Source organism: Streptomyces rectiverticillatus, assembly GCF_013394065.1.
GTDB lineage: Bacteria > Actinomycetota > Actinomycetes > Streptomycetales > Streptomycetaceae > Streptomyces > Streptomyces rectiverticillatus.
The window spans coordinates 3,418,623-3,440,706 of the sequence record NZ_CP040752.1 but is presented as its reverse complement, the minus strand read 5'-3'; the positions used below and the strand labels follow the sequence as shown (position 1 = coordinate 3,440,706).

The 22,084-nt window shown below is 67.1% G+C and carries 16 protein-coding genes and 4 rRNA genes; 14 read left to right on the top strand and 6 right to left on the bottom strand.

Annotated features, from left to right (window positions below; translation table 11 throughout):
- Positions 1-29 precede the first annotated feature (29 nt).
- The 3 genes from rrf (FGW37_RS14805) to FGW37_RS14795 all read left to right on the top strand — a co-directional run bounded on the left by rrf (FGW37_RS14805) (position 30) and on the right by FGW37_RS14795 (position 2,236).
- Positions 30-146 (top strand): 5S ribosomal RNA (gene rrf, locus FGW37_RS14805).
- Between the two features lie 92 nt (positions 147-238).
- A complete protein-coding gene (locus FGW37_RS14800; RefSeq protein WP_179081480.1) occupies positions 239-1,126 on the top strand; it encodes a sigma-70 family RNA polymerase sigma factor in 888 nt (295 codons plus the stop codon).
- Positions 1,127-1,171: 45 nt separating this feature from the next.
- Positions 1,172-2,236: an NAD(P)/FAD-dependent oxidoreductase gene (locus FGW37_RS14795; RefSeq protein WP_179081479.1), complete on the top strand. Its 1,065-nt coding sequence runs from the start codon at positions 1,172-1,174 to the stop codon at positions 2,234-2,236.
- Here the strand turns inward: FGW37_RS14795 and FGW37_RS14790 are convergent.
- Positions 2,166-3,767 (bottom strand): SulP family inorganic anion transporter, encoded by a 1,602-nt coding sequence (locus tag FGW37_RS14790; protein ID WP_179081478.1) that lies wholly within the window; start codon positions 3,765-3,767, stop codon positions 2,166-2,168. The two genes, FGW37_RS14795 and FGW37_RS14790, sit on opposite strands and share 71 nt — an antisense overlap.
- Before the next feature lie 455 nt (positions 3,768-4,222).
- Here FGW37_RS14790 and proC point away from each other — a divergent pair, with 455 nt between their 5' ends.
- Positions 4,223-5,032 (top strand): pyrroline-5-carboxylate reductase, encoded by an 810-nt coding sequence (gene proC, locus FGW37_RS14785; protein ID WP_179084705.1) that lies wholly within the window; start codon positions 4,223-4,225, stop codon positions 5,030-5,032.
- A gap of 69 nt (positions 5,033-5,101) precedes the next feature.
- Here the strand turns inward: proC and trpS are convergent, their stop codons facing one another.
- A complete protein-coding gene (trpS, locus tag FGW37_RS14780) occupies positions 5,102-6,103 on the bottom strand; it encodes a tryptophan--tRNA ligase (RefSeq protein ID WP_179081477.1) in 1,002 nt (333 codons plus the stop codon).
- A gap of 763 nt (positions 6,104-6,866) precedes the next feature.
- Here trpS and FGW37_RS14775 point away from each other — a divergent pair.
- The 10 genes from FGW37_RS14775 (at position 6,867) to FGW37_RS14730 (ending at position 17,807) form a co-directional block, all read left to right on the top strand.
- Positions 6,867-8,390 (top strand): 16S ribosomal RNA (locus FGW37_RS14775).
- Between the two features lie 277 nt (positions 8,391-8,667).
- A 23S ribosomal RNA gene (locus FGW37_RS14770) occupies positions 8,668-11,790 on the top strand.
- A gap of 74 nt (positions 11,791-11,864) precedes the next feature.
- Positions 11,865-11,981 (top strand): 5S ribosomal RNA (gene rrf, locus FGW37_RS14765).
- The 16S, 23S and 5S rRNA genes sit together here, the layout of an rRNA operon.
- A gap of 82 nt (positions 11,982-12,063) precedes the next feature.
- Positions 12,064-12,714: an HAD family hydrolase gene (locus tag FGW37_RS14760; RefSeq protein WP_179084704.1), complete on the top strand. Its 651-nt coding sequence runs from the start codon at positions 12,064-12,066 to the stop codon at positions 12,712-12,714.
- A 72-nt stretch (positions 12,715-12,786) separates the two neighbouring features.
- A complete protein-coding gene (locus FGW37_RS14755; RefSeq protein ID WP_179081476.1) occupies positions 12,787-13,959 on the top strand; it encodes an acetoin utilization protein AcuC in 1,173 nt (390 codons plus the stop codon).
- 115 nt (positions 13,960-14,074) lie between these two features.
- On the top strand, positions 14,075-14,920 hold the full coding sequence (locus FGW37_RS14750; protein ID WP_246430392.1) for a phosphatase: 846 nt from the start codon (positions 14,075-14,077) through the stop codon (positions 14,918-14,920).
- Between the two features lie 128 nt (positions 14,921-15,048).
- Positions 15,049-15,258 carry a helix-turn-helix domain-containing protein gene (locus FGW37_RS14745; protein WP_123975194.1) on the top strand — a complete coding sequence of 70 codons (210 nt, stop codon included), beginning with the start codon at positions 15,049-15,051 and terminating at the stop codon, positions 15,256-15,258.
- Between the two features lie 110 nt (positions 15,259-15,368).
- Positions 15,369-15,467 carry a 30S ribosomal protein bS22 gene (locus FGW37_RS14740; protein ID WP_003948845.1) on the top strand — a complete coding sequence of 33 codons (99 nt, stop codon included), beginning with the start codon at positions 15,369-15,371 and terminating at the stop codon, positions 15,465-15,467.
- A gap of 226 nt (positions 15,468-15,693) precedes the next feature.
- Positions 15,694-16,740, top strand: coding sequence for an NAD-dependent epimerase/dehydratase family protein (locus FGW37_RS14735; protein WP_179081475.1), 1,047 nt, complete (start codon positions 15,694-15,696; stop codon positions 16,738-16,740).
- A gap of 14 nt (positions 16,741-16,754) precedes the next feature.
- Positions 16,755-17,807, top strand: a complete 1,053-nt coding sequence (locus FGW37_RS14730) for a lysophospholipid acyltransferase family protein (RefSeq protein ID WP_179081474.1) — start codon at positions 16,755-16,757, stop codon at positions 17,805-17,807.
- Between the two features lie 78 nt (positions 17,808-17,885).
- Here the strand turns inward: FGW37_RS14730 and FGW37_RS14725 are convergent, their stop codons facing one another.
- The 4 genes from FGW37_RS14725 to FGW37_RS14710 all read right to left on the bottom strand — a co-directional run bounded on the left by FGW37_RS14725 (position 17,886) and on the right by FGW37_RS14710 (position 21,984).
- Positions 17,886-19,085, bottom strand: coding sequence for a DUF5667 domain-containing protein (locus tag FGW37_RS14725; RefSeq protein ID WP_179081473.1), 1,200 nt, complete (start codon positions 19,083-19,085; stop codon positions 17,886-17,888).
- Between the two features lie 205 nt (positions 19,086-19,290).
- Positions 19,291-20,124 (bottom strand): ECF subfamily RNA polymerase sigma factor, BldN family, encoded by an 834-nt coding sequence (locus tag FGW37_RS14720; RefSeq protein ID WP_058047584.1) that lies wholly within the window; start codon positions 20,122-20,124, stop codon positions 19,291-19,293.
- Positions 20,125-20,597: 473 nt separating this feature from the next.
- Positions 20,598-21,536 (bottom strand): HAD family hydrolase, encoded by a 939-nt coding sequence (locus FGW37_RS14715; protein ID WP_179081472.1) that lies wholly within the window; start codon positions 21,534-21,536, stop codon positions 20,598-20,600.
- A 160-nt stretch (positions 21,537-21,696) separates the two neighbouring features.
- A complete protein-coding gene (locus FGW37_RS14710; protein WP_179081471.1) occupies positions 21,697-21,984 on the bottom strand; it encodes a glutaredoxin family protein in 288 nt (95 codons plus the stop codon).
- Positions 21,985-22,084: the final 100 nt, after the last annotated feature.

The window sequence follows — 22,084 nt, the reverse complement described above, 5'->3', positions numbered from 1 at the left end:
CAACGCCGGGTTGGTTAACTTCATAGTGTTTCGGTGGTCATAGCGTTAGGGAAACGCCCGGTTACATTCCGAACCCGGAAGCTAAGCCTTTCAGCGCCGATGGTACTGCATGGGGGACCGTGTGGGAGAGTAGGACGCCGCCGAACAATTTTTAGAGAAAGCCCTGGTGGGAACCTTGAGTTCCTGCCGGGGCTTTTTCGCGTTTCCGGGCAGAATCACCGCCGGGCAGAATCACCGCATGGCACCCCTGACTGATTTCGAGAAACACCGCCCACAACTCTGGGCCGTCGCCTACCGCATCACCGGCTCGGTCGCCGATGCCGATGACGCGCTGCAGGAGGCCTGGCTGCGCTGGCAGCTCCTCCCCGACGAGGAGGCGGCCAATCCCGCCGCCTATCTGACGACCGTCGTCAGCCGCATCTGCTTCGACCAGCTCGGCTCCGCCCGCTCCCGCCGCGAAACCTATGTCGGGCCTTGGCTGCCCGAACCGGTCGTCGGCGAAGTACCCGGACCCGAGGACCGGGTCACCCTGGACGAATCCGTCGGGATAGCGCTGCTGACCGTTCTGGAGAAGCTCACGCCGGCCGAGCGGACGGCGTTCATCCTGCACGACGTGTTCTCCGTGCCGTTCACCGAGATCGCGGAAGTCGTAGGCCGGACTCCGACCTCCGTACGGCAGTCGGCATCCCGTGCACGGAAGCGCGTACGGGCCGAATCCCCGCGCTGTTCCGTCGACCGCGGTGAGCACCGCCGTACCGTCGAAGCCTTTCTCGCCGCCGTGATGAACGGCGACTTCGAGACTCTGCTGTCCGTCCTGGACCCGGATGTCGTGTGGCGTTCGGACGGCGGCGGAAGGGTCTCGGCTGCCCGACGCCCTGTCTGCGGCAGGGAGAACGTCGCCCGCTTCGCCCAGGGGATCAGCCGCGGCTTCGATCCGTTGTCGATGCGGGTGGTGGTGCGGGACGTCAATGGCGCACCCGGCATCGTCTCGGTCGATCCGGCCGGGGGCAGGGTCCTGGTCTTCGCGTTCACCGTGCACGAGGGGCGGATCACGGAGGTCTACGCCGTCGCCAATCCGGACAAGCTCCGCCACCTCGATCCGCAGGAACTGGGCCAGGAGCTGTGACTGTCACACTTCGGCCCGCTGCGTCGTCGGGTGGGTATGAACCGTATGAACCGACAGCACCGACACCACGTCATCGTCCTCGGCGCCGGCTACGCAGGCCTCACCGCTGCTCTGCGGCTGGCGCAGAGCCCCGCCGTCAGCGTCACTCTCGTCGACCCCAATGACCGCTTCACCGAGCGCGTCCGACTTCACCAACTCGCCGCCGGGCAACCGGATGTGACGCACCCGCTGTCCTCGTTCCTCCGCGGCACCGGGATCCGGCACGTCGCCGCGCGCGCCGTCGACCTGGACCCGGCTGCCCGCGAGGTGCGTACGGACGACGGCCGCACGCTCTCCTACGACCGGCTCGTCTACACACTCGGCAGCGTCACGGACACGCGCACTGTGGGAGAACGCGCTTACACCGCGGAGTCGGCGGCCGAACTGGGGAAGCGGCTGCTCGACGAGCCGGGGCGGCTCGCCGTCGTCGGCGGCGGGCTCACCGGCGTCGAACTCGCCTCCGAGATCGCCGAATCGCACCCTGCGTGGGACGTCCGCCTCCTCACTGCGGGCAAGCTCGGCGCCGGCCTGTCCGCCAACGGCCGGGCCCACCTCCGTAGGACTCTCGCTGCGATGCGCGTACGGGTGACGGAGGGGGAGCGTGTCACGTCGGTGGACGAAGTCGACGCGGACGCCACCGTCTGGGCGGCGTCGCTTCGGCCGCTGACCGGGCTCGCGGACGCGGCGGGTCTCGAACTCGACGCGGAGGGCCGGATCGTGGTCGACCGTACGCTCCGGTCGGCCACGGATCCGACCGTCTACGTGGCAGGCGACGCGGCGGCCACCTCCCTGCGGATGGCGTGTGCGACCGCGATGCCCACGGGCGCACACGCCGCCGCCTCCGTCCTCGCCGATCTGGAATCCCGGCCGGCGAAGCCGCTCCGCTTCCGTTACGTCGTGCAGTGCATCAGCCTCGGCCGCAACGACGGCCTCATCCAGCCGGTGCACCGCGACGACTCACCGCTCCGGTCCGTCGTGACCGGGCGGCCGGCGGCGTTCGTCAAGGAGCAGGTTGTCCGCTCAACGGTCCGGATCCTGCGTGTGGCGGCGAGCCGGGCGCGGGCCCGGTAGCGACCGGGCCCCGGCATTCGGCGTGGCGTTCCGCCCACGCCGTGAGCACCGAGCGGCACGCGTGGTCCATGTGCCGCAGGCCGCTCAGGTCGAGTTCCACGTTGCGCCCCGAGGGCGGCAGTGAAGCCTCCAACTCGTCGAGGATCCGGGGCAGTCGGAGGAAGTTCGCGTTGCCGAGGATCCGGACGCGGACCGTGCCGTCCTCCGTGGTCTGTGTCTCGACATGGACGTGTGAGGACTCCCATGCGGCCTTGGCGACGGCCATGAGCAGGCCGAGGACGACGCCCTCGAAGAGGTTCGTCACCACGATGGCCCCTGTGGTCACCACGAGCACCACGGCCTCGCCGCGGTGCTCGCGCCAGAGCCGGACGATGTCCTGGAAGGGCAGCAACTTCCACCCCGCGTGCATCAGCACCCCTGCGAGCGCCGCCACCGGGATGAGCTCCAGGGCCCAGGGGACGAGCGAGACGAAGACGAGCAGCCAGACGCCGTGCAGGACGCGCGACGCCTTGGTCTTCGCCCCGGCCCGGACGTTGGCCGAGCTGCGGACGATGACGGCGGTCATCGGGAGGGCACCGAGCGCGCCGCACACCGTATTGCCGGCGCCCTGGGCGATGAGCTCCTTGTCGTAGTCCGTACGGGGGCCTTCGTGCAGCCGGTCGACCGCGGCCGCGCTGAACAGCGTCTCCGCGGAGGCGATGAGCGCGAAGGCCAGCACCGTACCCAGGACGCTCATCTCGCCGAGCAGGGCGAAGTCCGCGCTGCCCGGAGGCTGGATCGCCTCGAGCATCCCGCTCACCTCGATCCGGGCCACGGGCAGGGACAGGCCGCCGACCACGGCCGTCGCCAGCGCGACCGCGGCCAGGGGCGCGGGCACGACCTGCGCCCCCCTCTCCCAGCGCGGCCACAGCACCAGCACGGCGATCGTGCCGACGCCGACGGCGGCGGCGAGCAGGGCCTCGGTCGAGATCAGCGTGTCGACGATCAGGTCGGGAAGTCCCGCGATCTTGGCCGGGCCACCGGCCGGCGGGCCGGCGTCGGCCATGGCGTAGATCTGGCTCGCCATGAGGACCAGGCCGATGCCGGCCAGCATGCCCTGGACGACGGCGACGGAGATCGCCCGGAACCACCGGCCCAGGCGCAGCAGCCCCATCGCGATCTGCAGCAGCCCGGCGGTGAGGACGAGCACGCCGAGCGCGGTGAGCCCGAACTCGCGCACGGCCTCGTAGACGAGCACGGTCAGGCCGGCGGCCGGGCCGCTGACCTGGAGGCTGCTGCCCGGCAGCAGGCCGGTGAGGATGCCGCCGACCACGCCGGTGACCAGGCCCAGTTCGACCGGGACGCCCGAGGCGACGGCGATGCCGACGGAGAGGGGGACGGCGATCAGGAAGACGACGAGGGAAGCGGTGAAGTCGGCGCGGAGATCACGACGCAGGGCGGCCCCGTTGTTGGCACCGTCGTGGGAAGGGTTTGACCGGAGCTTGGTCCTGGCGAGCACCTTGCGGGCAGGGGTGAGGGGTATTTTGTCCATGAGGATTACCTCCGAGCGCGCGGTGTCGCGCAGCGATGTGTTCGTTGCCTGTCGGATGTGGGGTACGGGCAGCGGAGACGTCGGGGTGAGGACCGGCCGGACGGCAGAGGGTGACGGAGCGTGCCGTGGACACCCGCGGTCATTCTGTCCAAGTGGCCAATGCCGGTGGAGTGTTGGCGTGTTACCACGATGTAAACGCAGTGGTGGCGGGCCGGAATGGGCTGTTCCGATCGCTCCGGCGCAGGCCCCTGCGGGCTTACCGGTGAATTGCGCCCGGCGCGCGACGTGCGCGCGGAGTGTAAAGATGGCCGGACACACCCCCCGGTGACGTCCGGCGCCGTCCAGCGTCGACGACAGTGCACTGTGAAAGTCCCGGCTGCACTGTGAAGCCCGGCGTGCAGCCCATCCCCGCGCAGCGAAGAGGTGAGCCCGTGGCACAGGAAGTGGCACAGAACGTGGCACAGAAAGTCGCCGTCCTCGGCACCGGCAAGATCGGCGAAGCGCTGCTCAGCGGCATGATCCGCGCCGGCTGGTCGCCCGATGACCTGCTGGTCACCGCCCGCCGCCCCGAGCGCGCCGAGGCCCTCCGCGCCCGCTACGGCGTCGAGACGGTCACCAACGCCGAGGCTGCGAAGTCCGCGGACACCCTGATCCTGGCCGTCAAGCCGCAGGACATGGCGGCGCTCCTCAGCGAGCTCGCCCCGCACCTGCCCGCCGACCGGCTGGTCATCAGCGCGGCGGCCGGCGTCCCCACGTCCTTCTTCGAGGAGCGGCTGCCGGGCGGCAACCCCGTCGTGCGCGTCATGCCGAACACCCCCGTCCTGGTGGACGAGGGCATGTCGGTGATCTCCGCGGGCACCCACGCCACGGAGGACCACCTCCTCCGCACGGAGGCGATCTTCAAGCCCGTCGGCAAGACGCTCCGGGTGCCCGAGTCCCAGCAGGACGCGGCGACGGCGCTGTCCGGTTCGGGCCCGGCGTACTTCTATTTCCTCGTCGAGGCGATGACCGACGCCGGCATCCTCCTCGGCCTCCCGCGGGACAAGGCCCACGACCTCATCGTCCAGGCCGCCATCGGCGCCGCCGTCATGCTCCGCGACAGCGGCGAGCACCCGGTCAAGCTCCGCGAGGCGGTCACCTCACCGGCCGGCACGACGATCAACGCCATCCGCGAGCTGGAGAAGCACGGGGTACGGCACGCGCTGATCGCCGCCCTGGAGGCCGCCCGCGACCGCAGCCGGGAGCTGGCTTCCGGCGAGGGCTGACGGGGCGGCCCCGGGCCGACCGACCCGATCGGGCCCGATCGGGTCGGTGACCCCTTTATGTATGTGGGTTCAGTACGCGGGCAGCAAGCCAATCGCCCGATAGGCCGCGTCCACTGTCGGCCGGGCGATCCTCCGCGCCCGCTCGGCCCCGTCCCGGAGCACGGCATCCACATAAGCCGGGTCGCCGCACAGTTCGGCATGCCGCTCCCGCACCGGCCGCAGAACTTCCAGCACGGCATCGGCGGTGTCCCGCTTCAGAGTGCCGTACGAGGAATAGCCGCTAGCGAGCTCCGCGGGATTTCCGCCGGTGCACGCGGCGAGGATCTCCAGCAGGTTCGCGATACCGGGCCGCGTCTCCCGGTCGTGGACGACGTCACCGCCGCTGTCGGTCACGGCCCGCATGATCTTCCGGCGTACGGCGTCCGGCTCGTCCAGCAGATAGACGATGCCCGCCGTCTCCCCGTGGGACTTCCCCATCTTCGCCGTCGGATCCTGCAGATCCATGACCCGGGCGGCCACCGCCGGCAGCACCGCCTTCGGGACGGTGAACGTCTGCCCGTACCGCTGGTTGAACCGCACCGCGAGATCCCGCGTCAGCTCGACGTGCTGCGCCTGGTCGTCCCCCACCGGGACCTCGTCCGCCCCGTACGCCAGGATGTCCGCCGCCATCAGCACCGGATACGTCAGCAGCGACAGCCTGACGCCGCCACCCGCCGCCCGCTCCCGCGCCGACTTCTCCTTGTACTGGATCATCCGCCGCATCTCGCCGTCGGATGCCGTGCACTCCAGGACATAGGAGAGCCGGGTGTGCTCGTCGACGTGACTCTGTACGAACACCGTGCACTGCGCCGGATCCAGCCCGGCCGCCAGCAGAAGCGTGGCCGTCTGCCGGCTGAGGCGACGTACCCGTGCCGGATCGTGCTCCACGGTGAGAGCGTGCAGATCCACGACGCAGAACAACGCGTCCGCCTTGTGCTGGTCCACTTCCACCCACTGGCGGACGGCGCCGAGGTAGTTGCCGAGCGTCAGATGGCCGGTGGGCTTGATACCGCTGAAGATCCGGGTGGACATGGGGTGATGCGCTCCCTGTCTGGAGGGGACGCCGCCACGGACAGCAAAAACGGCCGCCGAGGCGGCGGCCGTTGGGTGCATGCGCGAAGCACGGAGTCGGGGCCGCCGTCAGGCGGCCCACCACTGCTGCGTACGCACATGCCGAGTCATGCCGTCGACCGTACGCCCCCGAAAAGTGCTTGCGCCACTGGTTTGATGCGCCCTACGGGGTCGTGTAGAGTTCTTCGAGTTGCCGCGGGGTCCGCAAGGACGGCGGGGCAGTCACTCGAGCCGCACCGGCGGCAATCACCACTGCACGGCCCCTGAACGGGATGGATTTCGGCCTGCCGAAATTCGGACTGTGAAGGCCTCGGACTCCGATTAGGAGTCACCGGGGAAATCCGCTAAAGTAGTGATCACGCCGGAAGGCGCGAAACAACCCCGCTCCAACAGGGGGCCGGAAACGGAATTCGGACCGGAAACGGGCCGGAAAACGGATCTGGTAAGGTTGGAAACAACGAAGGGAAGCGCCCGGAGGAAAGCCCGAGAGGGTGAGTACAAAGGAAGCGTCCGTTCCTTGAGAACTCAACAGCGTGCCAAAAGTCAACGCCAGACTATAAAATACCCCGTCCTCGGTCAGTTTTGACCGGGACGCGGTTCCTTTGAAAGTCCTGCCGGTCCTTCGGGATTGCGCAGGCAACACAGCGAGGACGCTGTGAACGACCGGGATTATTCCTCCTAGTCGTTCCGCTCTCGTGTGTGTGCACCCGATTACGGGTAAACATTCACGGAGAGTTTGATCCTGGCTCAGGACGAACGCTGGCGGCGTGCTTAACACATGCAAGTCGAACGATGAAGCCCTTCGGGGTGGATTAGTGGCGAACGGGTGAGTAACACGTGGGCAATCTGCCCTGCACTCTGGGACAAGCCCTGGAAACGGGGTCTAATACCGGATACGACCGCTGACCGCATGGTTGGTGGTGGAAAGCTCCGGCGGTGCAGGATGAGCCCGCGGCCTATCAGCTTGTTGGTGGGGTAATGGCCTACCAAGGCGACGACGGGTAGCCGGCCTGAGAGGGCGACCGGCCACACTGGGACTGAGACACGGCCCAGACTCCTACGGGAGGCAGCAGTGGGGAATATTGCACAATGGGCGAAAGCCTGATGCAGCGACGCCGCGTGAGGGATGACGGCCTTCGGGTTGTAAACCTCTTTCAGCAGGGAAGAAGCGAAAGTGACGGTACCTGCAGAAGAAGCGCCGGCTAACTACGTGCCAGCAGCCGCGGTAATACGTAGGGCGCAAGCGTTGTCCGGAATTATTGGGCGTAAAGAGCTCGTAGGCGGCTTGTCACGTCGGATGTGAAAGCCCGGGGCTTAACCCCGGGTCTGCATTCGATACGGGCAGGCTAGAGTTCGGTAGGGGAGATCGGAATTCCTGGTGTAGCGGTGAAATGCGCAGATATCAGGAGGAACACCGGTGGCGAAGGCGGATCTCTGGGCCGATACTGACGCTGAGGAGCGAAAGCGTGGGGAGCGAACAGGATTAGATACCCTGGTAGTCCACGCCGTAAACGTTGGGAACTAGGTGTGGGCGACATTCCACGTCGTCCGTGCCGCAGCTAACGCATTAAGTTCCCCGCCTGGGGAGTACGGCCGCAAGGCTAAAACTCAAAGGAATTGACGGGGGCCCGCACAAGCAGCGGAGCATGTGGCTTAATTCGACGCAACGCGAAGAACCTTACCAAGGCTTGACATACACCGGAAACACCTAGAGATAGGTGCCCCCTTGTGGTCGGTGTACAGGTGGTGCATGGCTGTCGTCAGCTCGTGTCGTGAGATGTTGGGTTAAGTCCCGCAACGAGCGCAACCCTTGTCCTGTGTTGCCAGCATGCCCTTCGGGGTGATGGGGACTCACAGGAGACTGCCGGGGTCAACTCGGAGGAAGGTGGGGACGACGTCAAGTCATCATGCCCCTTATGTCTTGGGCTGCACACGTGCTACAATGGCCGGTACAATGAGCTGCGATACCGCGAGGTGGAGCGAATCTCAAAAAGCCGGTCTCAGTTCGGATTGGGGTCTGCAACTCGACCCCATGAAGTTGGAGTTGCTAGTAATCGCAGATCAGCATTGCTGCGGTGAATACGTTCCCGGGCCTTGTACACACCGCCCGTCACGTCACGAAAGTCGGTAACACCCGAAGCCGGTGGCCCAACCCTTGTGGAGGGAGCCGTCGAAGGTGGGACTGGCGATTGGGACGAAGTCGTAACAAGGTAGCCGTACCGGAAGGTGCGGCTGGATCACCTCCTTTCTAAGGAGCATATGGCCGACTGCGAGCGAATGACTCGCACGGTTGCTCATGGGTGGAACGTTGACTATTCGGCATGATCCGGTGGGATCGCTAGTACTGCTTCGGCGTGGAACGTGAATTCTCACCTGGTCGGGCCGGGCACGCTGTTGGGTATCTGAGGGTACGGACTTCGGTCCGACCTTCGCGATGCCGGCCCCAGTGAACTGCTGCGCTTGCGTGGTGGGTGATGGGTGGCTGGTCGTTGCTTGAGAACTGCACAGTGGACGCGAGCATCTGTGGCCAAGTTTTTAAGGGCGCACGGTGGATGCCTTGGCACCAGGAACCGATGAAGGACGTGGGAGGCCACGATAGGCCCCGGGGAGCTGTCAACCAAGCTTTGATCCGGGGGTGTCCGAATGGGGAAACCCGGCAGTCGTCATGGGCTGTCACCCGCTGCTGAACACATAGGCAGTGTGGAGGGAACGCGGGGAAGTGAAACATCTCAGTACCCGCAGGAAGAGAAAACAACCGTGATTCCGGGAGTAGTGGCGAGCGAAACCGGATGAGGCCAAACCGTATGCGTGTGATACCCGGCAGGGGTTGCGTATACGGGGTTGTGGGATCTCTTTTTCATAGTCTGCCGGCTGTGAGACGAGTCAGAAACCGTTGGTGTAGGCGAAGGACATGCGAAAGGTCCGGCGTAGAGGGTAAGACCCCCGTAGCTGAAACATCAACGGCTCGTTTAAGAGACACCCAAGTAGCACGGGGCCCGAGAAATCCCGTGTGAATCTGGCGGGACCACCCGTTAAGCCTAAATATTCCCTGGTGACCGATAGCGGATAGTACCGTGAGGGAATGGTGAAAAGTACCGCGGGAGCGGAGTGAAATAGTACCTGAAACCGTGTGCCTACAAGCCGTGGGAGCGTCGCGCATCGAGCTTGCTCGGTGCGTCGTGACTGCGTGCCTTTTGAAGAATGAGCCTGCGAGTTTGCGGTGTGTTGCGAGGTTAACCCGTGTGGGGAAGCCGTAGCGAAAGCGAGTCCGAATAGGGCGATTGAGTAGCGCGCCCAAGACCCGAAGCGGAGTGATCTAGCCATGGGCAGGTTGAAGCGGAGGTAAGACTTCGTGGAGGACCGAACCCACCAGGGTTGAAAACCTGGGGGATGACCTGTGGTTAGGGGTGAAAGGCCAATCAAACTCCGTGATAGCTGGTTCTCCCCGAAATGCATTTAGGTGCAGCGTCGTGTGTTTCTTGCCGGAGGTAGAGCACTGGATAGGCGATGGGCCCTACCGGGTTACTGACCTTAGCCAAACTCCGAATGCCGGTAAGTGAGAGCGCGGCAGTGAGACTGTGGGGGATAAGCTCCATGGTCGAGAGGGAAACAGCCCAGAGCATCGACTAAGGCCCCTAAGCGTACGCTAAGTGGGAAAGGATGTGGAGTCGCAGAGACAACCAGGAGGTTGGCTTAGAAGCAGCCACCCTTGAAAGAGTGCGTAATAGCTCACTGGTCAAGTGATTCCGCGCCGACAATGTAGCGGGGCTCAAGCGTACCGCCGAAGTCGTGTCATTCCAGCATGAGGGCTAACGCCCGCTGGGATGGGTAGGGGAGCGTCGTGTGCCGGGTGAAGCAGCCGCGGAAGCGAGTTGTGGACGGTTCACGAGTGAGAATGCAGGCATGAGTAGCGATACACACGTGGGAAACGTGTGCGCCGATTGACTAAGGGTTCCTGGGTCAAGCTGATCTGCCCAGGGTAAGTCGGGACCTAAGGCGAGGCCGACAGGCGTAGTCGATGGACAACCGGTTGATATTCCGGTACCCGCTTTGAAACGCCCAATATCGAATCCATTAATGCTAAGGCCGTGAAGCCGTCCTGGATCCTTCGGGTGAAGGGGAGTGGTGGAGCCGCTGACCCAAGGTGGTAGTAGGTAAGCGATGGGGTGACGCAGGAAGGTAGTCCAGCCCGGGCGGTGGTTGTCCCGGGGTAAGGGTGTAGGCCGTGTGGTAGGCAAATCCGTCACACGTTAAGGCTGAGACCTGATGCCGAGCCGATTGTGGTGAAGTGGATGATCCTATGCTGTCGAGAAAAGCCTCTAGCGAGTTTCATGGCGGCCCGTACCCTAAACCGACTCAGGTGGTCAGGTAGAGAATACCGAGGCGTTCGGGTGAACTATGGTTAAGGAACTCGGCAAAATGCCCCCGTAACTTCGGGAGAAGGGGGGCCATTTCCGGTGATGGAATTTACTTCCTGAGCTGGGGGTGGCCGCAGAGACCAGCGAGAAGCGACTGTTTACTAAAAACACAGGTCCGTGCGAAGCCGTAAGGCGATGTATACGGACTGACGCCTGCCCGGTGCTGGAACGTTAAGGGGACCGGTTAGCTCCATTTCGGTGGGGCGAAGCTGAGAACTTAAGCGCCAGTAAACGGCGGTGGTAACTATAACCATCCTAAGGTAGCGAAATTCCTTGTCGGGTAAGTTCCGACCTGCACGAATGGCGTAACGACTTCTCGACTGTCTCAACCATAGGCCCGGTGAAATTGCACTACGAGTAAAGATGCTCGTTTCGCGCAGCAGGACGGAAAGACCCCGGGACCTTTACTATAGCTTGATATTGGTGTTCGGTTCGGCTTGTGTAGGATAGGTGGGAGACTGTGAAGCCGTGGCGCCAGCCATGGTGGAGTCGTCGTTGAAATACCACTCTGGTCGTGCTGGATGTCTAACCTCGGTCCGTGATCCGGATCAGGGACAGTGTCTGGTGGGTAGTTTAACTGGGGCGGTTGCCTCCTAAAGAGTAACGGAGGCGCCCAAAGGTTCCCTCAGCCTGGTTGGCAATCAGGTGTTGAGTGTAAGTGCACAAGGGAGCTTGACTGTGAGACCGACGGGTCGAGCAGGGACGAAAGTCGGGACTAGTGATCCGGCGGTGGCTTGTGGAAGCGCCGTCGCTCAACGGATAAAAGGTACCCCGGGGATAACAGGCTGATCTTCCCCAAGAGTCCATATCGACGGGATGGTTTGGCACCTCGATGTCGGCTCGTCGCATCCTGGGGCTGGAGTCGGTCCCAAGGGTTGGGCTGTTCGCCCATTAAAGCGGTACGCGAGCTGGGTTTAGAACGTCGTGAGACAGTTCGGTCCCTATCCGCTGCGCGCGTAGGAGTCTTGAGAAGGGCTGTCCCTAGTACGAGAGGACCGGGACGGACGAACCTCTGGTGTGCCAGTTGTCCTGCCAAGGGCATGGCTGGTTGGCTACGTTCGGGAGGGATAACCGCTGAAAGCATCTAAGCGGGAAGCCTGCTTCGAGATGAGGACTCCCACCCACTTGATGGGGTAAGGCTCCCAGTAGACGACTGGGTTGATAGGCCAGGTGTGGAAGACCGGTAACGGTTGGAGCTGACTGGTACTAATAGGCCGAGGGCTTGTCCTCAGTTGCTCGCGTCCACTGTGTAGGTTCTGAAGTAACGACCTGTGTCATTGCCGGGTTGGTTAACTTCATAGTGTTTCGGTGGTCATAGCGTTAGGGAAACGCCCGGTTACATTCCGAACCCGGAAGCTAAGCCTTTCAGCGCCGATGGTACTGCATGGGGGACCGTGTGGGAGAGTAGGACGCCGCCGAACAATTTTTCAGCCTCAGGCCCTGAGTGTTATCACTCGGGGCCTGAGGCATTTTTGCGTTCCGGGCCTCTAGGGTGACGTCATGATGCGCTATGACCTCGTCATCTTCGACAACGACGGTGTGCTCGTCGACAGCGAACCGATCGCCAACCGGGTCCTCGCCGACTACCTCACCGAACTCGGGCACCCCACCACGTACGAGGAATCCATCCGGGACTACATGGGCTCCGCCGTACATCGCGTCCACGACCTGGTGCAGGAACGCACCGGTCGGCAGCTGCCCGCCGACTTCGACACCACTCTGCACTCCCGCACCTTCGATGCCTTCTACCGTGAGCTGCAGCCCATAAAGGGTGCCGCGGAGGTTCTCGAGTATCTGGTGGCCACCGGCGTTCCGTACTGCGTCGCTTCCTCCGGGACTCATGAGCGGATCCGCGTCGGGCATGGCCGTACCGGGCTGGACGAATGGTTCGAGGAATCCTGGATTTTCAGTGCGGAGGACGTCGGCAGGGGCAAGCCGGCCCCGGACCTCTTTCTCCACGCCGCCCGTTCCATGGGTGTCGAACCCGCCCGCTGTGTCGTCGTCGAGGACAGCCCGCTCGGCGTCCGGGCCGCGCTCGCCGCCGGTATGGATGTCTACGGATACACCGGCATGACCCCCGCCGAGCGGCTGACCGAGGCCGGTGCCAAGGGGGTGTTCGGTGAGATGACCGAACTGGCTCCGCTCCTCATCTGATCCTCCTCGTCTGAACCTCCTCGTCTGAACCTCCTCCGGTTTCCGTCCGGCCCATCCACTACGGTGACGCTCATGAGCGGCCGTGCGCAGTTGATGTGGGACGAGGCGGTAACGGGCTACGACTTCGGGCCCGGCCACCCCATGGATCCGGTGCGGCTCGCGCTCACCATGCGGCTGGTCGAGGCGCTCGGGCTGGACCGTGCCGTGCGCGTCGCCGCCGCCCGGCCCGCGGGGGATTCCACACTGCGGCTGGTGCACCGCGAGGACTACATCGCCGCCGTGCGTGCCGCGTCCGCCGACCCCGGCTCCGCCGACGGCTCGTACGGTCTCGGGACTTCCGACGTCCCGGCCTTCCCGGCCGTGCACGACGCTTCGGCGCTGATCGCCGGGCAGTCGGTGGGCGCCGCGGAATCCGTATGGCGCGGAGAGGCCCTGCACGCGGTGAACTTCGCCGGCGGGCTGCACCATGCGATGCCCGGCGCGGCGTCCGGGTTCTGCGTGTACAACGACGCGGCCCTCGCCGTGGCCCGGCTGCTGGAGCTCGGGGCCGAGCGGGTCGCGTACGTCGACGTGGACGTGCACCACGGCGACGGCGTCCAGGCGGCCTTCTGGGAGGATCCGCGCGTCCTGACCGTCTCCCTGCACGAGCACCCCAGCACGCTCTTCCCGCAGACCGGCTGGCCCCAGGAGACCGGTGGTCCGGGAGCCGAGGGGAGCGCCGTGAACGTGGCGCTGCCGGCGGGGACGGGTGATGCGGGGTGGCTGCGGGCGTTCCACGCCGTGGTGCCGGAGCTGCTGGCGGCCTTCCGTCCGCAGGTGCTGGTGACGCAGCACGGCGCCGACACGCACTTCGAGGATCCGCTGGCCCATCTGGCGGTGTCGTTGGACGCCCAGCGCATGGTGGCCGAGGCCTGTCACGCGCTGGCTCACGAGCATGCGGAGGGGCGGTGGGTCGCCCTGGGCGGTGGCGGGTACGCGGTGGTCGACGTCGTGCCGCGCTCCTGGGCCCATCTGGTGGGGATCGCCGCGGGGGCGCCGGTGGCTCCCGAGAGTGCCGTTCCGGAGGAGTGGCGGGCCGAAGTGTTCCGTCGGACGCGGCAGTTGGGGCCGTACCGGATGACGGACGGGTGCCGGCCGGAGTGGAAGGACTTCACGGATTCGGGGTACGACCCGGGGGACCGGCTCGACCAGTCGATCCTCGCGACGCGGCGGGCGGTGTTCCCGGCCCACGGCCTGCTTCCGTAGGGCGACGCGGACGCGTCACGCAGGGCCTGCCGCGGCGTGCAGGCCGTTAGGCCGACCGTGGGATCCCTGCGCGAATCCCCTTCGCCCCGGGGGCGGTTCCGTCAGCATCGGAACCGTGCTGACCGAGCTCCCCGCCCAGCGCCCCTTTCCCACGCCTCCCTCCCTCCGTAGCCACCTCCTCCGCTCCCGCATCGCCGGTGTCGTATCCACCTCCCGGGAGCGGAGTCTGAGCCGCTATCGGATGTTCGTGGCCGGGGATCCCCGGGCGCTGCTCGGCCTGGAGCCGGAACGGGACTGGCGGCTGGGGGACTTGTTACAACTGATGGGCCGTAAGTGCGGGGTTTCGGCCGATCCCGGTCACACTTCGGGGCAGGATGTCATCGACCCGGACCGTACGATCGTGGCACTGAGTGCCTTTGCGGACCGGCTCGCCGCGGCGGCCGCGACCGCCGCGCCGGTGCTGATCGGCACCGGTCACCCGCACCGGCTCCTGGGCTTCTACGCCGGGTTGGCCGCCGGTCTCTCGGCAGCGGGATGCACTGTCCTCAGCCCGGCGCAGGGTCGAAGTGTCGACATAACGACCCGGTTCGGGGTACGTACCTACAACCTGGACTACGTTCGAGGCGTCGCGCTGGTGCGTGAACCCGGCGCACGTGGGTGTAGAAGTGAGCCCGGCGTACATACGCATTCTCCGCTCCCGCTTCGGGTGGCCCTGGGGGCGGCGATGGACGGTGACGGACCGCTTCCGGCGATGGTCATCGGGGACCACGGCTGGGTCTGCGGGGCAGGTCAGCTGGGTATTGAGGCCCTTGGCCTGGCGGATGCGGACGACCCGGCGCCGTTCGCCGGGCAGGCGGAGGGGCGGGTGTCCGTCGTCGTTCCGCTTGATGACACTGTGCGGTCTGATTACTACCGACCGCTTACTCGCTATGTACTCAATCGAGCGTGTCTGTCACAGTAGGCGGCCGATGGCTGCTCCTCTTCCCCACTCGCATCACCCGCCCCTAACCTGGGGAGTGAGCGCGCAGCGACGAGGAGTCACCGGAGGGGAAGCCGGTGCGCGTCATGTGCGGAAGGTTCAGGTGTGTCATGGCTGCTGACCAGAGGCCTCTCAACGAGGTCGTGTTCCTGACCGTGGCGGAAGTCGCTGCGGTGATGCGAGTGTCCAAGATGACCGTGTACCGCTTGGTGCACAGCGGTCATCTGCCGGCGATCAGGGTGGGCAGGTCGTTCCGGGTCCCGGAGCAAGCGGTGCACGAGTACCTCCGAGAGTCCTACGTGGGGGTGGAAACAGCCTGACGGGGGCCCTGGATTACGCTGATCGCCCGGTGCCGGGTAGGCTGGCCCGATGTAGGTCGTGTGGGCTCGGACGCCCCGCACCGAGTGAATCGATGTAAGCGAGGGTAGTCGTGGGCTCTGTTATCAAGAAGCGGCGTAAGCGGATGGCCAAGAAGAAGCACCGCAAGCTGCTCAAGCGCACGCGCGTTCAGCGTCGCAACAAGAAGTAAGCGGCACGCCGCTGTGCTCGTCCCGCAGCCCTTCCACCGATCATGGTGGAAGGGCTGCGGTGCATTCCGGGCGGGTAGCGGTGAGTGAAGCCTCGGCTACGGCTTGAAATGTAGCTCCGCGCATCGGCCGGTCATCACAGCGCAACACCGACCCGCTACGGTGGCCGCGGCAGCACCACTCATGGGTAGGTCGTGGGCGGATCGTGGGCAGAGGAAGGCGCTGATCTTGGGCAAGGTCGTGCTCGTCACCGGAGTCGCACGGCAGCTGGGGGGCCGGTTCGTCCGCCGCATCCAGCGCGAGCCCGATGTGGACCGGGTGATCGGGGTGGACGCGGTGCCACCCGCACACCATCTGGGCGGGGCCGATTTCCTACGGGCGGACATTCGCCATCCCAGGATCGCGCGGGTTCTGGCCGAACACGCTGTGGACACGGTGGTCCACATGGATGTGAACGGCACGCCGCTGGGCAAGCGCGGCAGCCGGGCGTCCGTCAAGGAGACCAACGTCATCGGCACGATGCAGCTGCTCGGCGCCTGCCAGAAGACACCCTCGGTCAAGCGCCTGGTGGTCAAGTCCAGCACCAATGTCTACGGATCCGCGCCACGCGATCCCGCGATCTTCACCGAGACCACCCCGCCGAAGTCGCTGCCCAGCGGGGGCTTCGCCAAGGACGTGGTGGAGGTCGAGGGGTACGTGCGCGGCTTCGCCCGGCGCCGGCCCGATGTGGCGGTGTGCGTGCTGCGCTTCGCGAACATCCTCGGGCCCTGCGCCGACTCGCCGCTCGCGGAGTACTTCGCGCTGCCCGTGCTGCCCACCGTCCTCGGCTTCGATCCCCGGCTGCAGTTCGTCCACGAGGACGACGTGACCGAGGTGCTGCGGATCGCCTCGGGCGAGCCGCGCAGGGGCACGCTCAACAGCGGCACCTTCAACGTCGCGGGTGACGGGGTGCTGCTGCTCTCGCAGGCGGCCCGCCGCCTCGGGCGTCCCACGCTCCCCTTCTTCCTGCCGACCGTCACCTGGGTCGGCTCCGCACTGCGTTCGGTCGGCGTGACGGACTTCTCGCCCGAGCAGATCCGGCTCCTCACCCACGGGCGGGTCGTCCGGACCACCCAGATGCGCGAGGTCCTCGGCTTCGACCCGCGCTTCACCACCGCGGGGGCCTTCGAGGACTATGCGCGCAGCCGAGGGCCCGGGCTGCTGCCGCCCGAGACCCTTGCCCGTACCGTCGACCGGATCGCTGCGGCACTGCCTGCCGGCCGCGGCCAGAAGTGAGGAGCGCACCCACCATGGCGGACGCGAAGGTCATCCCGTTCGGCGGCGAGGAGCCGCGGTCCAAGCGCAAGGGCAAGCGGACGGGGCGGGCCCGTACGAACCGCGTGTCGTCCCTCGCGCCCGTGCCGCCGCAGCGGGACGTGGACCAGGCCGCGGCGGCCGAGCCCGAGCAGCCGGCGGCCGGGGACGGCAGCGCCCGGGGGCGGGAGCCGGCGGCGGCGCAGGAGGGCGGCTGGGACCGGAAGCTGGCGCACGGGCTGAGCTTCCTGCGGCGGCGGATCACCGGCGAGTACGAGGTCGACGAGTTCGGCTACGACGAGGAGCTGACCGACCAGGTCCTGATGTCCGCGCTGCGGCCCTTCTACGAGAAGTACTTCCGGGTCGAGGTGAAGGGCATCGAGAACATCCCGGAGAAGGGCGCGGCCCTGGTCGTCGCCAACCACTCCGGGACGCTCCCGGTCGACGGGCTGATGCTGCAGGTCGCGGTGCACGACCACCACCCGGCCGACCGGCACATCCGGATGCTCGCCGCGGACCTGGTCTTCATGCTGCCGGGCGTCAACGAGGTCTCCCGGAAGCTCGGGCACACCCTCGCCTGCGCGGAGGACGCGCAGCAGCTCCTGGAGCGGGGCGAGGTGGTCGGGGTGATGCCGGAGGGGTTCAAGGGGATCGGGAAGCCGTTCTCGGAGCGGTACAAGCTCCAGCGCTTCGGCCGGGGTGGCTTCGTGTCGACGGCACTGCGTGCCGGGGCGCCGATCGTGCCGTGCTCGATCGTGGGGGCCGAGGAGATCTATCCGATGCTCGGCAACTCCCGGACGGTCGCGCGGCTGCTGGGGATCCCCTACTTCCCGCTGACGCCCGCGTGGCCCTGGCTGGGGCCGCTGGGGCTGGTGCCGCTGCCGACGAAGTGGACGATCCAGTTCGGGGAGCCGATTCCCACGGACGGGTATCCGGCGGAGGCCGCGGACGACCCGATGCTGATGTTCAACCTGACCGACCAGGTACGAGAAACGATTCAGCACACGTTGTACAAGCTGCTCGTGCAGCGGCGGTCGGTGTTCTTCTGAACCGGCCGGCGGCGGGCGGTGTTCTGCTGAGCCCCGTACGTTCCGGGGCCCGGAGAACACCGACCGCCTGCGGCGCTGTTACCTCGGATCGTCGCCGTGGATGCCCAGGCCCGGGAGGATGTCCGGGAGGACCGGCGGGATCGTGATGCTCGGCTGCTTGGCCGGCTTGCTCTCCTTGCCGCGCGACGTGCCCTCCGGGCTGGCACTGCCGGGCGCCGAGGGGGGCTTCAGCAGCCCCGTACCCCCGAGGAGGCCCTCGTGCTCCTCATGGCCGCCGGGGGCCGCCGGGTGCTGCCGGCCGCCGGCGTGCTTGCCTTCGCCGCTGGACGAGGCCGAGGGCTTGGGCGCGGTGTGGCCCGAGCGGGCGGACGTGCCCGGGGAGGGGGCGTCCGGACGGACGGACGAGCCGTGCTTGCCGTGGTGGGCGGGGAGCAGGGACCGCAGCGGCTCGACCTCGTCGTCTATGGCGGAGAGGACCGAGCTCACTTCGGCGCCCACATCGGCCAGTTGGACCGGGAGCTTCTCGCGCAGCTGGCTCCAGCTCTCGCGGTGCGAGGACGCGAAGCTGGAGAGGCGCTGGATGGGGCCGAGCGAGCGGTCGCGCTTGTAGGCGGTGTGCAGCAGGCGGTGGCCTTCGGAGGCGTCCTGGCGCATGCCCGAGAGCGTCTTGCGGATCTCGCCCAGGACCTCGTGGTCCAGGGAGCTGCCCAGCTTGCCGCGCTCCATCAGGCGGCGCGCCTCCTGCAGGCGGGTGGAGGCCCGGTCGAGCAGCAGGCCGCCGCGGTCGGAGTCGTCGTCGGCCATGCCGAGGCGGAGATCCTCCATGCCGCGCTTGAGCGGATAGAGCGAATCGCCGGGCAGGGCATTGGAACTGGCGGCCGCCACGCCGCCGAACGCACCCGCTGCCACTCCCACGGTCAGGCCGCCCGCGGCGAGCCCCTTCGACCAGCGGGAGCGCGGCCGGAGCCGGCCCAGCGCGCGGTGGGCGCCGCGGCCCGACCGGCGGGCCTTGGGCTCGGGGAGGGCGGCGGAGTCACCCCCTGCGAACTGGGTCTCCATGGCAGCGATGAGCTGCGCCCGCTGCACGGTTTTGGTCTCCGGATCGAGCCCGGGGCGGGGCAGCTCACCGAGCCGGCCCGTGAGGGCCAGCAGCCTGCCCTGCTCCGCGCCTTCGGCCGGCGGATCGGGCTGTGTGGCCGCCGCGTCCTGGACTTCCTGCTGCTCCAGGGACCGGGCGAAGGCGTTCGCCCGCCGGTGCGCCGATACGTTCGCGATCACAGGCGGCACCTCCTCTCGTCATGACGGTCGACTCCTCTGAACACCTGGAGGGTTGCACGCCGTGATGAGCATCCACTCGATCGAGTGAGTGGCTGCGGGCATGGCGTGACCGCAGGGAGTCTGCATCCCGCACAACGACTGGCGCGCCAGCCGGGTTACGCGCCCTGGACGATGTGACCGCTGGTGAGTGAACGGGCGCGCACGGTTAACGCGCGTCGTCGGGAAGGAGGCGGGCCAGGGTGCGGACCGCGCGGTACTGGAGGGTCTTGATGGCGCCCTCGTTCTTGCCCATGACGCGGGCGGTTTCGGCGACCGAAAGCCCCTGCAGGAAGCGCAGGGTGACGCACTCCTGCTGCTGGGGGTTGAGCTTGCGCACCGCCTCCAGCAGCGCGGCGTTGGACAGGGACTCGAGGACGGAGTCCTCCGGGCTGCGCTCGACTTCATTGGCGTCGAGCATCTCGCCGGTGGTCACTTCGAGCCGGAACCTCGACGACTTGAAGTGGTCGGCGACCAGATTGCGGGCGATCGTCACGAGCCAGGCGCCGAAGTCACGGCCCTGCCAGGTGAAGGTGCCGATGCGGCGCAGGGCGCGCAGGAACGTCTCGCTGGTGAGGTCCTCCGCGGTGGCCCGGCCGCCTACCCGGTAGTAGATATAGCGGTAGACCGTATCGGCGTACTGGTCGTAGAGGCGGCCGAAGGCTTCGGCCTCCCCGGCCTGGGCGCGCTCGACCAGGTCGAGCATGCGGGCGCTGTCGCTGTCCGCGCTGGGCCTGCGCGTTGACGTGGCGGAGCCGGAGGGCGCGGCGGACGACGCGGTGGCCGCACCGCCCCGGCGGGCGGCTCGTCTGCCCACCGCCGCGCTGCTCTCGGCGAGGGCGTAGCAGGGGCCGGCGTGGCCGGCACGGCCGCCTCCTGCAGGGGCGAGCGTGGCGAGGGCGGGGACGGCGTACGCGGTGGGGACGAAGCCGCGCAGGCGGTCGAGGACCGTTGCGCGAAGCGTAGCCAGGCCCGAGGCGTCAACCCCGACGTGTGGGTACACGGGACTCCCAGAGGCAGAGCTTCCATCACGTGCAGTACGGAACCGTTCACTCGTCGTAGGGACAAGGGGGTACCGGTTTGCGTCTGAGGAGAATAACGCTTCGTACAGGCAGCACTACACCGAGTTGCTCAAATCATCGTTTCCGTTCGATCTCTTACCGGTTGGGGATCGATCAAATATCGAACTATGAAAGGAGGTTGAACAGATTTGGTCATGGTGTGGCCGAATGGGCGGCGTGTTGTGGCAATCCGGACGCGGAAGGACTGAGGAGGAGGATGTGAGGGTATGAAGACAGGATTGCCTGAGAGTGACGCCCGGCTACGCGCTGTTGCCGAACCTTTGTGGCGACAGCGCGGCGTAGTGGCGTGAAGTGGACGGCGCGGTACGGCGCGCCGCCGCATGAATCCGCCCCGGAGCCGCTAGAGCGGGCCGGGGAGGCCTGGCAGGCCGGGGATCGTGGGCGCGTGCCCGCGTCAGTGCCGGCGCCGGTGCAGGGCCACGGCCGCGGCCGCGCCGCCCGCCAGGGCACCCACGCCGGCCGCCGCCGGGATGCCGACCTTGGCCGCCTTGCGGCCCGTACGGTAGTCGCGCAGCCGCCATCCGCGCTCGCGGGCGTGCTTGCGCAGCCGGCTGTCGGGGTTGACGGCGTAGGGGTGGCCCACGAGCGAGAGCATCGGGATGTCGTTGGCCGAGTCGCTGTAGGCGGCGCAGCGCGAGAGGTCGAGCCCCTCGGCCGCGGCCAGGGCGCGGACGGCCTCGGCCTTCGCCGGGCCGTGCAGCGGCTCGCCGACGAGCTTGCCGGTGTAGACGCCGCCGATCGACTCGGCGACGGTGCCGAGCGCGCCGGTCAGCCCGAGGCGGCGGGCGATGATCGTCGCGGCCTCGACGGGCGCGGCGGTCACGAGCCAGACCTTCTGTCCCGCGTCGAGGTGGGCCTGGGCGAGCGCCCGGGTGCCGGGCCAGATCCGCTCGGCCATGTACTCGTCGTAGATCTCCTCGCCGATGGTCATCAGCTCGGAGACGCGGTGGCCCTTGACGATGGACAGGGCGCTGTCGCGGGCGTCCTGCATGTGCTCGGCGTCCTCGCCGGCCAGCCGGAACCACACCTGCTGCCAGGCGAAGCGGGCGAGCTCGCGCTTTTGGAAGAAGCGCCGCTTGTACAGCCCGCGGCCGAAGTGGAAGAGGGAGGCGCCCTGCATGACCGTGTTGTCGAGGTCGAAGAAGGCGGCGGCGTGCACGTCGCCGACGACGGGGAAGTCCGGCTCGGACGGCTGCTGCGCTGTGCCCTCCGCGCTCTCGGCAGCGCTCTCCTGAGCGGTTTTGCGGGCTGCCTCCGCCGCGGCCTCGCCTGCCAGCACGCTGCGTGCCGTGGCAGAGCGCCTGCGCGGAGTGATCCATCCCAGTGCGGCCATGGCCCGAGCATAGCCAGTTTGTTCGGGGTAACCGGAGTCGGGATGATTCCGGGGCGTGAACTTCCCTTGACGCTCCGGTTACGCCCGGCGGGTCCGCGTGCGCGCGGGCGGGGAAGCGGGCAGGGGAAGCGGGGAAGCGGGCAAGGGGGAGGGGAAGGGGTCAGCCCGCGAGGGCCTTGCGCAGCCGGTCGGGGTCCACGCGCCAGAAGTCGTGCTGGGCGCCGTCGACGAGGATTACCGGGATCTGCTCCCAGTACTTGCGGTGGAGCTCCTCGTCCTCGGTGATGTCCTTCTTCTCCCAGCGGGCGCCGAGTTCGCCGCAGACCTCGGCGATCACGGTCTCGGCGGCGTCGCACAGGTGGCAGCCGGGCTTGCCGATCAGGGTGACCGTGCTGTCGGCGGGGTTCTTGCGGGGGCGGCGGCGCAGCAGGGGGGTCATGTCCGCCATTGTGCCCGCCCCTGGTGCGCCTCCGTGTGCGCCCGTATGCAATGGCGTGCTCCCGGCTCGTTCAAACGTGCTGGATGGGTGCCTGAGTCGACTACCATCA